Origin of the sequence: Halobacillus salinarum (assembly GCF_022919095.1) — a bacterium.
GTDB classification, from domain to species: Bacteria; Bacillota; Bacilli; order Bacillales; family Halobacillaceae; genus Halobacillus_B; species Halobacillus_B salinarum.
On sequence record NZ_CP095073.1, the window covers coordinates 985,336 to 998,849 of the forward strand.

Genomic DNA, 13,514 nt, shown 5'->3' on the forward strand with positions numbered 1-13,514 from the left:
GAATTTATAGCTTACCTTGGAATACACCCGCCTAAAATGAGAGGCCTTACAGAAAATATATATAAAGTGGTGATTTTGTGGCAGAATTAACAATCTCTAATTTAGAGACGATGACGTTAAAAAATTTATATGCAAAAGCAAGGCAATATAAGGTTTCCTATTATGCGAAGCTGACAAAGCGCGAGCTGATCTTTGCGATTTTAAAAGCGCAGGCAGAGAAGGACGGCTTTCTATTTATGGATGGGATTCTGGAAATTATTCCGTCTGAAGGCTTCGGTTTTCTCCGCCCGATTAACTATTCTCCAAGTGCTGAGGATATTTACATTTCAGCCTCACAGATCCGCCGTTTTGATTTAAGAAACGGGGATAAAGTCTCCGGAAAAGTACGTCCTCCGAAAGAAAATGAGCGCTATTACGGTTTGTTGCACGTGGATGCCGTCAATGGGGAAGACCCGGATTCAGCTAAGGAACGTGTCCACTTCCCAGCGTTGACTCCTCTTTATCCCGACCGGCAAATGAAACTGGAAACAGAAAGCAAACAGCTCTCCACCCGAATTATGGATTTAATGGCACCTGTCGGCTACGGTCAGCGAGGTTTGATTGTGGCTCCGCCTAAAGCAGGTAAAACGGTTTTGCTCAAGCAGATGGCAAACAGCATTTCAACGAACCATCCGGATGCCAAACTGATTATTCTACTCGTAGACGAACGTCCTGAGGAAGTCACGGATATTGAGCGCTCCGTTGCCCCTGATGTAGATGTAGTCAGCTCGACCTTTGATGAAGTGCCTGAGAACCATATTAAAGTGGCCGAGCTCGTCCTTGAGCGTGCGATGCGGTTAGTCGAGCACAAGCGCGATGTTATTGTACTCATGGACAGCATTACTCGTCTTGCACGTGCTTACAATCTCGTAATCCCGCCAAGTGGAAGAACGTTATCTGGCGGGATCGATCCGGCGGCATTCCACCGTCCGAAGCGCTTCTTCGGGGCAGCCAGGAATATTGAAGAAGGTGGAAGTCTCACCATTCTTGCGACGGCACTTGTGGATACAGGCTCACGTATGGATGATGTCATCTACGAAGAGTTTAAAGGGACCGGCAACATGGAGCTGCACCTTGACCGCAGCTTAGCGGAGCGGAGAATTTTCCCTGCGATCGATATCCGCCGTTCCGGCACGCGGAAGGAAGAGCTGCTGTTGAATAAGCCGGCTCTCGATAAAATCTGGGCGATCAGGCAGACGATGACCGATTCCCCGGACTTCATGGAACGCTTCCTCCGCCGTTTGAAATCTTCAAAAGACAACGCCGAATTTTTTGATTTGATGGATAAGGATATGAAGGGAAAAGCAGCGGCAAAACGCTGACGAAAGCCATGGTTTCATGAGAAAAAGTTACCTTGCATTGGGCACGGTTCCCTGTTATAATCTTTCTATGTGAGTTTCAGTAAAAGGTCTTTAAGTTAAACCTTCGACGGCTCTTACAATAACTCTGTTTCCAAAGGATTCAGGGCAAAAAGGAGTGGAAGAACATGAAAGCAGGAATTCATCCAGAATACCGTAAAGTTGTATTCCTCGACACAAGTTCTAATTTCAAGTTTCTATCCGGATCTACTCAGTATTCCGAAGAAACCATTGAATGGGAAGATGGAAACACGTATCCATTGATCCGTGTTGAGATTAGTTCTGCGTCTCATCCGTTCTACACAGGCAAGCAGAAAGCTGATAAAGCTGGCGGCCGTGTGGATCGCTTCAAGAAAAAATATAACCTTTCATAATAATGAGCGGACACCAGTTTTGGTGAAGGCTTCATAATTTTGAACAGAAACAGGCAAATTGTCTCTATCGTTTGCCTGTTTTTTTGTAGCCAATAATGAAAAAACTGCCGGTGATCCGTGTCGAACCAAAGAAAAAGCTGTTGAACACACGGAGAAAAAAGGAATAGAGTCACCCGACGAGATGAACAGTAAGAGTAAAACGGCACTGCCGGTTTTTAGAATCGCAGGTACAGGCTGTCCTTGGTTGACGGGGGACGAGGTCGATCGTTCAAAAGTCAGCTGAGGAGAGCCTTTTACATGTTTATTCCGATAATGGATAAACTTGAGAATGGAAGGAGCGAAAGTCAACGTGTATGTGATGAAGCAGAGTGGATGGGTCGAGGTTATTTGCGGGAGTATGTTCAGCGGCAAATCAGAAGAGCTGATCCGGAGAGTTCGTCGTGCTACATATGGTCAGTTAACGGTACGGGTATTTAAGCCGGCCATCGATAACCGGTACAAAGAGGATTCTATTGTCTCTCATAATGGAACGTCTGTCCTGGCGAGACCGGTGGACAATTCCATTGACATTCTTCAGCATGTCGATGACTCCATCGACGTCGTAGGCATTGATGAAGTCCAATTTTTTGATGAACACATTCTCGAGGTCGTCGAATGCCTCGCGGACCGGGGAATCCGGGTCATTGTGGCAGGTCTGGATACTGATTTCCGCGGCGAGCCTTTTGGCAAAGTGCCTGATCTGATGGCGCTCAGCGAGAGCGTGACAAAGCTGAATGCGATCTGTCCTGTGTGCGGGTCACCAGCCAGCCGTACGCAGCGTTTAATTGATGGCAAGCCCGCTTCTTACGATGATCCGATTATTTTAGTAGGGGCTTCCGAGTCGTACGAGCCTCGCTGCAGGCACCACCACGAAGTGCCTAATAAACCCAGGCAACGGGAAGTAGAGGCATACGCAGAACGTTTATAGAAGTTTGATGTACCCTGAAGCTTATCGACTGCTTCAGGGCCGTTTTATAGCTGGCAGCCGCCCGTTCCATGTTTAAAACCAGGGGGTTTGTGGAAATCCTTAATCATATAAAATACTGGAACCGGGAAGGATAGCCATGGATACAAGATCAATACAATCAGAAATATCAAGTTATGTCGGCCGGTTGTTAAGGGACAATTTTGGAAAAGGTCCCGCTTCTGTCTATGTGTCTCTCGTCGAACCTTATGTGACTATTTATTTGAAGGATTTCCTCGCCCCGATGGAGCGTGTACTCGTAGGAAAGGATCATACGAGAAGAGTAGAAGAGACGCGGGACTTATTGATGGAAGAACTGATTCCCGACATCAAAGCCACCTGGAAAGCCACAACGGGCATTGAAATTAAAGAAATGTATTATGACTGGTCACTTTCCAACCGTTCAGGCGTGTTTATCGGAATTTTGAACACACAAAGCCGGATGGATGAACATCTGGAAGACTATGAGCATAAAATAAACATTCATCATGAAGTGATTCAATTGAGCAAAAAAGCAGAAAAGCCTCCGGAAAATCTCGAGTCGTTTATGCTCAACAACCGGACGTTAATCGTCGTAAGAGATGGGATTCTTGTCCCTATTGAAAAGGCGCTGATCGAAGCCGGCCATAGTGAAGTTTTGAAGCTTACGAAGCGGAATTTAGAAAGAAATCTGATCAATCAGTCATCCTTTGAAGATATTTTAAACACATCAATCGAAGATTATTTTGTTGATTGGGATTTTCAAAAGGATATCAGCTATATTTTGTTTATTCTCAAGCCAAAAGCAAGCGGAAAGTGACGCAAACCATGTCAGCCGAAGAGGGATGCGGACCCTGATTCGGCTTTTTTATTCTATGTCCCGTTCAACTGATGAGGAGGGCTCTTGATGCCTGATAATTTTATGAATTCCCTGCTGAAACGCACTCAGCTTCTGCACCAATGCCAGGAAGCATTTCAATATGCTGTAGAAATGGTGCAAAAGAATGCGGGGGACGCAGAATCCATATGTAAATCGTGTGCCGAATTGTGCAAAGACTGTGCAGATGAATGCCTGCAAATCGAGAACGATGAATTTCAAGATCCGTTGTATCTGATGTGTTTGGACTACGCTAAGCTATGCGAGGGGATAATCGCTTTTCAAAAAAAAATGCCTTTGCCCCCTTTAAAAGAATCAAGCTGAATGATGAGATGGAGGCTGATCAAATGAAGCTTGCCAATGAAAAAAACCATTCATGTGGCTGTGAGGACGAATATTCTACGTTGCAAAAGGTGATTGTCAGTTCGCCGCAGCATATGAAGATTACTGAAATCATTAATGAAACCCAGAAGCATTTTGCAGATGAAAATATCGACATTCCAAAAGCCATCCAGCAGCATGAACAATTCGTTGCTGTGCTGGAAGACAATGGGGTGGAAGTTGTTCATATTGAGGCTCTGCCGCGTCTGAACGAACAGGTTTTTACCCGGGATATCGGGTTTTGCATCGGAGAACGGGTGTATGTTTCCTCTTTAGCGAGCCCGATTCGCCGGGAAGAAGTCCAGCCGCTTGTGGAATACTTGAAAGACGAGGAAATTCCTTATACGAGACTGTACGATCCCCACATTGAAGGGGGAGATGTCCTTGTGGATGGCCACAGGCTCTGGGTCGGTTTAAGCAATCGGACGGAAGAACGGGCCATTTCTTATTTGAACAAAATGCTCCCTGATTATGAAATCATCCCCCTGCCTTTGAAAGACGACATTCTTCATCTGGACTGTGCCTTCAACATTTTGAGCAGCACGGAGGCGGTTATTTATCCAGAAGCCTTTAACAAACAAGACGTAGAACGACTTTCCAAGGAATTTTCCCTGATTCCTGTAAGCACAGAAGAGCAGTTTACGATGGGGACAAACGTGCTGTCGATTGGCAATCGTAAGGTGATCAGCCTGCCGCAGAACAAGGAAATAAACGAAAAGCTTATGGAAAATGGATTTCATGTGATTGAAGCGGACTTATCGGAAATTATTAAGTCCGGAGGCTCCTTCCGGTGCTGCACGCTGCCGCTTAACAGACAAGATTAAGCGCCACCCCTTTATCATTGTTCATTATTGTACTATAATGAGTGAACGGGGATAAGTCCATCGAAGATTTATCCTGATTCGCTGCTCATTCCAATGAACTTTTATAAAAAATGATGACAGGTAATTCCGACAAAATGAACTAGACAATAGAGCTGGACATCAAGTCGAAAAGGTTTACACGGGACCTTTTCGACTTTTTTGGTTGGAAAAGCCTGACAGCTGGACAATAAGGAAGGAGTTTTTATGATTTATCGAATCATAGGTGTCGATCATCACCATATCGTGATCGAATTTAGAAAAAACAATGCAGAAATCCTTTTTCACAGCTATGAAGAAGCAGAAGAGTATTTACAGAGGATCCAACAGGAAAACGTAATCCCTGAAAAATATCAGCTGAAAATTCAAGAAGTCCTGGAAGTTGAAGCTGAGGAAGATCCTAATAATCCGCCGCCGTTTGCTGCGGAAACGTAAACCGTCCAACAATTGCCCTCATTCGTACATATTCATATCCTTCTCGGAAACAATAACGTAAAAAGAGAAGAGGTGAATAGGATGCTGCGAATAATCGGGGCAGGAATGCTTGCTGTTACCGTGCTCGCCGCCTGTGGGTATAATCGTGATGTTGACAAATACCAGGGCATGACCAACCGTCAGGACGTGGAGGACATGGGAGCCAACCACAAGATTACCTCCCAAACTGAAAACCCGCGGATGATTGATAATGTAGGGTATACGTGGGGACTGAAGCAGGACCGGAATATGATGAAGGAAGCTGCTGAAGAGGTGAAAGGTGTCTCCGTAAAACGGGTCATTATTGAATCAGGTACGGCTTGGGTGACCGTTTCAGCAGGAAAGAATCTTTCAGACAATGAAGTGCAGCAAGTGAGAAAAGAAGTACAGAAAAAGGTGTACAACGCTGTTCCTCGTTATGATATACACGTGAAAGTAAACGACTAATTAAGGGTTTTCAACCAATCAATGATCCATTTGGTCGTCTCATCCCACTGCTCTTCAGCAGGGATAGAAGGGCTGCCATCGCCTTTCTGAGAACCGTAGCTTCCGAACTGAGCGTGATTTCCCCCCTGAAGGACGTGATAAACCGCGTCTTCAGGTACATAAGCTTTCCCTTTTTGAAAAGCCTCCCGGTTTAATACACGATCCTTTGATCCGGTGATCAAAAGCGTTTCGATCTTCTCCTCATCAAGACGCCCCTTTTTATCTGCATAGGCCCCCAGTAAAAAAACTCCTTCTATCTGTTCTGGATGTTCATTAGCAAAACGGGCTGCCATGGCACCGCCAAGCGAATGGCCGCCGATGACAAAGGAACGACTCGGATACTTTTGAATGATCTTTTCAGCCCGGTTTCGGGAGAACACAGCAAGATCGAGCGGCATATCGACGATGTAGACAGGCGACCCGCGATGAGCAAGCATTTTGGCAAGCGGAGCATAGCTGTTTGCTTCCACTAACCCGCCTGGATAGAAGATAATACTTTCTCTCGTCCTGTACTGGGGCTCAAAGGATGTCCACTCCTTGCCGCGGGTTACTTCTACTTTTGCTGTATCATGCAGGGAAGCCCGCGCCTTATCGTTCGGTTCGTACGGCTTTAAATAAAGCCAAGCGGCTAAGCAGAGCGTAACGATGCCTGCGATTGTGCCAATGAAAGAGCGCCTTACCCATCTATTCATGTCCGATCCTCTCCTTTCCTGTCCTATCCTTTCATTATAACGAAGCTTGCGGCTCCGTTGCACGACATTTGGTTGTATCATCCCCACCACTATAATATAATTAGAATGTTATGGAGAAAGAGGTGTATACCAATGATTGAACGTTTGCAAACACTTGAAGACCGATATGAAAAGCTGAACGAACTGCTCAGCGACCCTGAGGTCATTTCTGATACGAATAAATTGCGGGAGTATTCGAAGGAGCAGTCAGGGCTTCAGGAAACGGTAACCGCTTATCGCGAATATAAAGAAGTGACGAGCGAATTGGATGATGCCAAGGCCATGCTTGACGATGGCTTGGACGATGATGAAATGGAAGACATGGTTAAGGAAGAAATTCAGGAGCTCAGTGAAAGAAAAAAGGAGCTTGAAGAGCGCCTTAAAGTATTGATGCTGCCGAAGGATCCGAACGATGATAAGAACGTCATCATGGAAGTCAGAGGCGCAGCCGGAGGCGACGAAGCTGCTTTATTCGCCGGTGATTTGTACCGGATGTATGCCCGTTATGCAGAATCACAAGGCTGGAAAACCGAAGTGATTGAAGCAAATGCCAATGATGTGGGTGGATACAAGGAGATTATTTTCATCGTCAGCGGCGACCGTGCTTACTCCAAGCTGAAGTTTGAAAACGGCGCCCACCGCGTGCAGCGTGTACCCGAAACCGAATCTGGCGGACGGATCCATACTTCAACTGCTACGGTTGTTGTAATGCCGGAAGCAGAAGAAGTGGAAGTGGAAGTTCACGACAAGGATATCCGCGTCGATACGTTCGCGTCCAGCGGACCAGGAGGACAGAGCGTGAATACGACGATGTCTGCTGTGCGGTTAACGCACGAGCCTACCGGAATCGTTGTATCCTGTCAGGATGAAAAGTCCCAGATTAAGAACAAGGAAAAAGCCATGAAGGTTCTTCGGGCCCGTATCTATGATAAATACCAGCAGGAAGCCCAGGCTGAATATGATGAAAGTCGTAAATCAGCCGTCGGGACCGGCGACCGCTCAGAACGAATTCGTACTTACAATTTTCCGCAAACCCGCGTAACCGATCACCGGATCGGCTTGACGCTGCAAAAGCTGGACCAAATTCTTCAAGGGAATCTGGGCGAAATCATCGATGCGCTGTTGATCGAAGAACAAACGAAAAAGCTTGAGCAGATTGGTGAATAACATGCAGCCGACATGGACGACAATTCAGGAAGCCCGCAGGTGGGCTTCTCTTTTTTTACAACAGCATCATCGCGAACCCCGCGTCGCAGATCTTTTACTTGAGCATGAGCTTAACCGGTCGTTTGCGATGCTCCTCGCTTATGAGCACGAGGAATTCCCCATAGATAAGAAGCGGCGTTTCATCGAGCAGATCGAGGCGCATGCGTATTACGGGACGCCTGTTCAGCACTTAACCGGGAGCGCTTCGTTTTACGGGCGCGACTTTTCGGTCAGTAGGGACGTTTTAATCCCGCGTCCGGAAACCGAAGAGCTCGTCGCCGGGGTGATAGAAGAGTGCAGGCGACTCGAACTTCAAGCGCCGCATATGGCAGATCTCGGCACCGGAAGCGGAGTCATTGCCATTACGCTCGCCCTTGAGCTTCCGGGTGCTGAGGTGTTTGCCTCCGATATTTCAGCGGCTGCCCTTCACGTTGCAGAAAAGAACAGCCGGGCACTTGAAGCGGATGTGGGATTTTTTCAAGGCCATTTTCTCGAACCGCTGCGCAATCAAAAGCTTGACTGTATCGTATCGAATCCTCCTTATATCGCAAGGAGCGAGGCAGACAGTCTTTCTGATACCGTTAAAAACTTTGATCCAGAGCTGGCACTGTTTGCTGAAGATGAGGGTCTGGCGGCATACAAAATCATTCTGAAACAGATGAAGCGATATGAGCTTACACCGTCCATAGTGGCATTTGAAATCGGATTCCAGCAGGGACAGGCTGTGAAAGAGCTAATTGAGAAGGAAATCGGATATCGGGCGGCGATACGCCAGGATATCAATCAAAAAGACCGCATGGTGCTGGCGGTAAAAGATTAATAGATTGGACGTTTAAAACATTTTCCCCCTGTCCATACTAGCAACTACGAGAGAGACACGGGGGAAATGAAATGAGACCGATAAAAAACACGTGGCTGCTATTAGCCGCTTTAATGATCGTCGTAAGTGTTTTACCTTGGGGACAGAGAAGTGCTGCTTTTTCTACACCAGGACAACAATCGTATCAAGTCATTCCCGATGAAGCGATCCGATTGCGCATTTTAGCAGACAGCAATGCAGATGAGGCCCAGCAGTTAAAACGCGAAGTCCGTGATGAAGTCAATCAGGAAATTACCACTTGGGTCGAAGACTTAACTTCCATTGAAGAGGCCCGCACGTTAATCAAAAGCCGGATAGGCGAGATCGACCATATCGTCGGTGATACGATGAAGGAGCAGGGCATAGAGCAAGACTACACAGTGGAATACAATAAGCGCGTAGATTTTCCAACAAAGCTGTACGGCAATTATATTTATCCGGCCGGTGAGTATGAAGCGATCCTGATTACGATTGGCAAAGGCGAAGGTGATAACTGGTGGTGCGTGTTGTTTCCGCCGCTTTGCTTCCTTGATTTTTCCAATGGGACGAGCGTAGCGAAAGCTGAAGAGGATCAGCCTGAACAAGAACAGCAGGCCGATGAGCAAGAAGAAGAAAAAGAAGTAGAATTTTTCGTCGTGAAGCTGTGGGACAAACTATTTTCTTAGCATAAACCGCCTACCTTTTTTCATAGAGTGATAGAAGAAAGGTGTGATGCGGATGTTCATAAAAAAAGCAGGCAAGGAAAAATACGAGTTACAGAGCGAAGATCGACAAGTCGGAACCTTTAAAATCATGCAGGTGGGGCACGGCATCGGCAAAATCAAGCAGCTCGAGGTTGTAAACGGCATATCGCCCGGCGATATACTACGGATATTTGAACTGATCCAGACGTATGCCCAAACCGAGAAATTTAATGAACTTCATGTGGAAAGCCATTCGTCCACCTTGGATCATCTTCTGAAGCATCAGCGGTTTCAGCTCCACGACTCGGAGCGGAGGCTGTGGATATATAAAGTTACTCACAGGTGATTGTTTATAACCCACATACTTATTCACAAAAAACAGGATTTTTGTGGATAGGATGTGGGTATTTTATTTTCGACAACGGAAAAATCGCGGATAACCCTATGGATATGTGTATAAAGTTGTGTGTAACTTGAGGATAAGCTGTGAATAATGTCGGAATTTGCTAGATATTGTAGAATTTAAGATAATTAAGAAGGAATTCAGACTCGTAGAGAGCAAAGGAGTACGTAGTTATGAAGCACGAAACGGATGTTTGGAAGCCGGAGCTTCCTATCAACGAACAAGATCCCCTGATTGAACAAGCTGCCCGGCTGTTAACGGAACAGCAAGTAGTCGCATTTCCTACTGAAACGGTGTACGGTCTTGGAGCAGATGCGACTAATGAAACAGCCGTGAAGCGGATATTCCAGGCGAAAGGCCGTCCGTCTGACAACCCGCTGATTGTCCATGTGGCAACGCGTGAACAAGTCCGCGAGCTCGTCACCACGATTCCGCCGGTCGCAGAGAAACTGATGGATGCCTTTTGGCCGGGGCCGCTTACGCTCGTCATGGAGAGCAGCGGAAGAGCTGCTGAGCCGGTAACTGCAGGACTGTCAACGATCGGTATCCGCATGCCGGATCATCCACTTGCCCTTGCATTAATAAAAGCTGCCGATAGACCGCTGGCAGCTCCGAGCGCCAACCGTTCCGGGCGGCCGAGCCCGACATCAGCTGCGCATGTAGCCCAGGATCTAACAGGTAGAATTGCGGCCATCCTCGACGGAGGAGCAACAGGGGTGGGAGTGGAATCGACGGTGCTTGACTGTACAACCGAGATTCCTGTCATTTTAAGACCCGGAGGAATAGCAAAGGAAGACCTTGAACAAGTCATCCCGCGTGTAATGGTGGACCCCGCGCTCGCAGGGGCAGAGGACAAGCCGAAATCACCGGGTATGAAATATACCCACTACGCGCCGGAAGCCCCTCTCTGGTTAGTTGAGGGGAGTGATACCTTTTTCCAAGCGACCTTGCGTGAGCTGACAGACGCCCGTCAGCGCGTCGGCGTCATCGCGAGTGAAGAGCTTGCGGCAAAGCTTGAGTATGAACCGATGATTTCCTGCGGTTCACGGACACATTTAACAGAGGTAGCCAGCCGGCTCTACAGTACGCTGCGCGAATTTAAAAAAGCCGATGTGGACATCATTCTTTGTGAATCGTTTCCGGAAGCAGGAGTCGGGGCTGCCATTATGAACCGGCTGACGAAGGCCGCCTCTCAAAAAGTAAGCGAGCAGTAGCATACAATTTCCCCTCCAGGCATACCTATATAGAGCATGTCCAGGGAGGGAACGTAACATTGGCACATCTGTTATTAGAAGAGATTACTCCAATCATTCTCTTATCTTTTGCCTTAGGTATGGATGCTTTTTCTGTAGCGCTGGGCATGGGAATGCAGGCGGTACGTTTAAAATATGCTTTTTATGCAGGGATTACGGTCGGTGTTTTTCATATGATTATGCCAGGCCTCGGGATTGCCCTCGGCCAATGGCTTTCCAATAATGTCAGCCAGTGGGCTTCATTCGCCGGGGGATTCCTGCTGTTTTGTTTAGGCAGCTACACCATTTTTGCCTGCCTGGCAGAAAAGCATTCCACCGCCTATACACTTTCGGGTGCCGGATTGTGGTTGTTTGCTCTCAGTGTCAGCATCGACAGTTTTCCGGTAGGCTTTACCCTCGGACTGCGTCACTCGGCCATGCTGATTTCAATTATGGCTTTCGGAATAATGAGCATGGTACTCACCTGGGCCGGCTTTATTGTTGGAAGGAGGACAAGCAGCCTGCTCGGTACCTATAGTGAAATCCTCGGAGGCAGCATTCTCTGCGGTCTCGGATTATACGCCATCTTTTGACAATGATTTCGATAGATAAACCACCTGTGGTATGATATGGGAAAAGGTTGCTGCAAGGGGGGATTTGGAATGAATATACTATTTATTTGCACGGGGAATACCTGTCGCAGTCCGATGGCAGAAGCCCTGTTGAAAGCCAAAAATGATGAATTCAATGTAAAATCGGCAGGTATTTTTGCTGGAGACGGCCAGCCGTTGTCAAAAAATTCCGCAGCCGTATTAAAAGAAATGGATTTAACCTGTGATCACTCGTCGGTGGCATTAAATGAAGAACTTCTGCAATGGGCGGATCTCGTGTTTACGATGACCGACAGGCACAAAGAAGCCCTGGCGATGCAGTACCCTCACTATGAAGACAAAGTGTTCACGTTAAAGGAATTTGTCCTCATTAAAGACGAGGACTGGAAACAGTTGAAGTTCCTCTACTCGAATTTGGAAGAAAAACGACTTGCGATTTTAACGAACACACCGGAAGACGTGAGTGACGAGGAGTTAGAGGAAAAGCTGCAGGAAGAATTGAAAGAGGACATTCAAGCCATTCAAAAGCTGGAAGAACAAATGCCGAATATGAACATTCTTGACCCATACGGCATGGATATCGAAGTATACAGAAGAACAAGAGATGAATTGAACGAGCTGCTCGATCTATTAATAAAAAAGCTGGAAGCCGATTTGAAAGGCTGAGTTCAGCTTCTCTTACATAATGTTTGACAGGGTTCACACGAGGTGTCACTATTATGAATAAAAGTGATGACAAAGAAGGTGTGAAACTAATGAAAGTAATACTGGCTTCAGATCACGGCGGTGTGAACCTTCGTAAGGAAGTAATGGAAGTTTTGACGGAATTAAATGTGGAATTTGAAGATACCGGCTGTGATTGTGAAGGATCTGTGGATTATTCCGATTACGCTATCCCGGCTGCTGAGCGCGTGGCCAGCGGCGAATTTGATAAAGGCATTTTCATTTGCGGCACAGGCATCGGCATGTCGATTTCAGCCAACAAGGTTAAAGGAATCCGTGCTGCGCTTGTGCATGATCTTTTTACGGCCAAAGTAACCCGTGAACACAATGATTCCAATGTGTTATGCATGGGCGAACGGGTCATCGGCCCTGGGCTTGCCCGCGAAATCGCAAAAACATGGGTTCAGACTGAATTTGAGGGCGGCCGTCACGCGCGCCGGGTTAATAAAGTTACCGAATATGAACAACAATAAAGGAAAGCCATTTAACCTGATTTAGAACTAGACAAATGAATAAGAAGAGGTTAGAATCGAACGTACAAGAGATTATTTGTTTTGAATGTTCGGATTTTAGGCGTTAAGAAATGAAAAAGAGAAGCTTTGGTCACCAGCTTCTCTTTTTTTAAAAAAATATAGTCCAAAGAGGTGTTACAATGGCAGCAAATATCGAGGCCGTACAGGCCGATGTGGAAGCTATTGTGGAGCAGCTCATAGAGAACGGTTCGATGAAGAGCGGACTGCTCGTCATCGGCTGTTCAACGAGTGAAGTCGCAGGGGAGAAAATCGGCACATCAGGCAGTGAATCAATCGCAGAAGTCCTTTATGAAGCGATTGGAAAACTGAAAAATCACTTGAAAGCGGATATCGCATTTCAATGCTGTGAACATTTAAACCGTTCCCTTGTGGTGGAACGTACTGTGCAGCAAAAGTTTGGATTCACCGAGGTTTCAGCCATTCCCGTCCCGAAAGCAGGCGGATCGATGGCTTCCTATGTATACAAGCAATTTAAGGATCCTGTGCTCGTGGAATCCGTTGAGGCGGATGCAGGCATCGACATCGGAGACACGTTTATCGGGATGCATTTAAAACGTGTAGCCGTCCCGCTCCGCGTTGCACAGAAGTCGATTGGTAAAGCTCACGTCACTTGCGCCACCACACGTCCTCCGCTGATTGGCGGGGTGCGGGCTGTGTATGAAAATAGTAAATTGGAAGAGTCTTGTGATTAGGAATCGAAAG

Annotated in this window: 19 protein-coding genes; 18 read left to right on the top strand and 1 reads right to left on the bottom strand. The window is 46.8% G+C overall.

The genetic code is table 11. The features are described from left to right. Positions 1–77: 77 nt before the first annotated feature. From rho to MUN89_RS05155, 9 genes are all read left to right on the top strand, one after another. Positions 78–1,361, top strand: a complete 1,284-nt coding sequence (rho, locus tag MUN89_RS05115) for a transcription termination factor Rho (RefSeq protein WP_244711973.1) — start codon at positions 78–80, stop codon at positions 1,359–1,361. A 164-nt stretch (positions 1,362–1,525) separates the two neighbouring features. Next, positions 1,526–1,771: a type B 50S ribosomal protein L31 gene (locus MUN89_RS05120; RefSeq protein WP_244711974.1), complete on the top strand. Its 246-nt coding sequence runs from the start codon at positions 1,526–1,528 to the stop codon at positions 1,769–1,771. 58 nt (positions 1,772–1,829) lie between these two features. Then, a complete protein-coding gene (locus MUN89_RS05125) occupies positions 1,830–2,054 on the top strand; it encodes a hypothetical protein (RefSeq protein WP_244711975.1) in 225 nt (74 codons plus the stop codon). A gap of 66 nt (positions 2,055–2,120) precedes the next feature. Continuing rightward, complete coding sequence (locus MUN89_RS05130) at positions 2,121–2,738, top strand: thymidine kinase (RefSeq protein ID WP_244713579.1); 618 nt, start codon at positions 2,121–2,123, stop codon at positions 2,736–2,738. Positions 2,739–2,874: 136 nt separating this feature from the next. Then, the gene (locus MUN89_RS05135) at positions 2,875–3,573 is read left to right on the top strand and encodes a Na-translocating system protein MpsC family protein (protein ID WP_244711976.1); all 699 of its coding nucleotides are present in this window, start codon (positions 2,875–2,877) and stop codon (positions 3,571–3,573) included. A gap of 87 nt (positions 3,574–3,660) precedes the next feature. Beyond that, a complete protein-coding gene (locus MUN89_RS05140; RefSeq protein WP_244711977.1) occupies positions 3,661–3,954 on the top strand; it encodes a four-helix bundle copper-binding protein in 294 nt (97 codons plus the stop codon). 23 nt (positions 3,955–3,977) lie between these two features. Then, positions 3,978–4,835 (top strand): dimethylarginine dimethylaminohydrolase family protein, encoded by an 858-nt coding sequence (locus MUN89_RS05145; RefSeq protein WP_244711979.1) that lies wholly within the window; start codon positions 3,978–3,980, stop codon positions 4,833–4,835. Between the two features lie 243 nt (positions 4,836–5,078). Continuing rightward, positions 5,079–5,306, top strand: a complete 228-nt coding sequence (locus MUN89_RS05150; protein WP_244711981.1) for a hypothetical protein — start codon at positions 5,079–5,081, stop codon at positions 5,304–5,306. 81 nt (positions 5,307–5,387) lie between these two features. Continuing rightward, positions 5,388–5,792 (top strand): hypothetical protein, encoded by a 405-nt coding sequence (locus MUN89_RS05155; RefSeq protein ID WP_244711982.1) that lies wholly within the window; start codon positions 5,388–5,390, stop codon positions 5,790–5,792. Here MUN89_RS05155 and MUN89_RS05160 read toward each other — a convergent pair. Next, the gene (locus MUN89_RS05160; protein WP_244711984.1) at positions 5,789–6,523 is read right to left on the bottom strand and encodes an alpha/beta fold hydrolase; all 735 of its coding nucleotides are present in this window, start codon (positions 6,521–6,523) and stop codon (positions 5,789–5,791) included. The genes MUN89_RS05155 and MUN89_RS05160 overlap by 4 nt on opposite strands. Before the next feature lie 132 nt (positions 6,524–6,655). Here MUN89_RS05160 and prfA point away from each other — a divergent pair, with 132 nt between their 5' ends. The 9 genes from prfA to MUN89_RS05205 all read left to right on the top strand — a co-directional run bounded on the left by prfA (position 6,656) and on the right by MUN89_RS05205 (position 13,504). Further along, positions 6,656–7,729 carry a peptide chain release factor 1 gene (gene prfA / locus MUN89_RS05165; protein ID WP_244711985.1) on the top strand — a complete coding sequence of 358 codons (1,074 nt, stop codon included), beginning with the start codon at positions 6,656–6,658 and terminating at the stop codon, positions 7,727–7,729. Further along, positions 7,710–8,588 carry a peptide chain release factor N(5)-glutamine methyltransferase gene (prmC, locus tag MUN89_RS05170; protein WP_244711987.1) on the top strand — a complete coding sequence of 293 codons (879 nt, stop codon included), beginning with the start codon at positions 7,710–7,712 and terminating at the stop codon, positions 8,586–8,588. The genes prfA and prmC overlap by 20 nt, the downstream gene beginning before the upstream one ends. 80 nt (positions 8,589–8,668) lie before the next feature. Further along, positions 8,669–9,292, top strand: a complete 624-nt coding sequence (spoIIR, locus tag MUN89_RS05175) for a stage II sporulation protein R (protein ID WP_244713581.1) — start codon at positions 8,669–8,671, stop codon at positions 9,290–9,292. 52 nt (positions 9,293–9,344) lie between these two features. Then, complete coding sequence (locus MUN89_RS05180; RefSeq protein ID WP_244711989.1) at positions 9,345–9,656, top strand: hypothetical protein; 312 nt, start codon at positions 9,345–9,347, stop codon at positions 9,654–9,656. Positions 9,657–9,886: 230 nt separating this feature from the next. Beyond that, complete coding sequence (locus MUN89_RS05185; RefSeq protein WP_244711991.1) at positions 9,887–10,927, top strand: L-threonylcarbamoyladenylate synthase; 1,041 nt, start codon at positions 9,887–9,889, stop codon at positions 10,925–10,927. A gap of 59 nt (positions 10,928–10,986) precedes the next feature. Then, entirely contained in the window at positions 10,987–11,538 is a 552-nt protein-coding gene (locus MUN89_RS05190; RefSeq protein WP_244711993.1) for a manganese efflux pump MntP, read from the top strand. 69 nt (positions 11,539–11,607) lie between these two features. Further along, on the top strand, positions 11,608–12,222 hold the full coding sequence (locus MUN89_RS05195) for a low molecular weight protein arginine phosphatase (protein ID WP_244711994.1): 615 nt from the start codon (positions 11,608–11,610) through the stop codon (positions 12,220–12,222). 89 nt (positions 12,223–12,311) lie between these two features. Next, the gene (gene rpiB / locus MUN89_RS05200; protein WP_244713583.1) at positions 12,312–12,752 is read left to right on the top strand and encodes a ribose 5-phosphate isomerase B; all 441 of its coding nucleotides are present in this window, start codon (positions 12,312–12,314) and stop codon (positions 12,750–12,752) included. Between the two features lie 179 nt (positions 12,753–12,931). Further along, positions 12,932–13,504 carry a TIGR01440 family protein gene (locus tag MUN89_RS05205; RefSeq protein WP_244711996.1) on the top strand — a complete coding sequence of 191 codons (573 nt, stop codon included), beginning with the start codon at positions 12,932–12,934 and terminating at the stop codon, positions 13,502–13,504. Positions 13,505–13,514 lie beyond the last annotated feature (10 nt).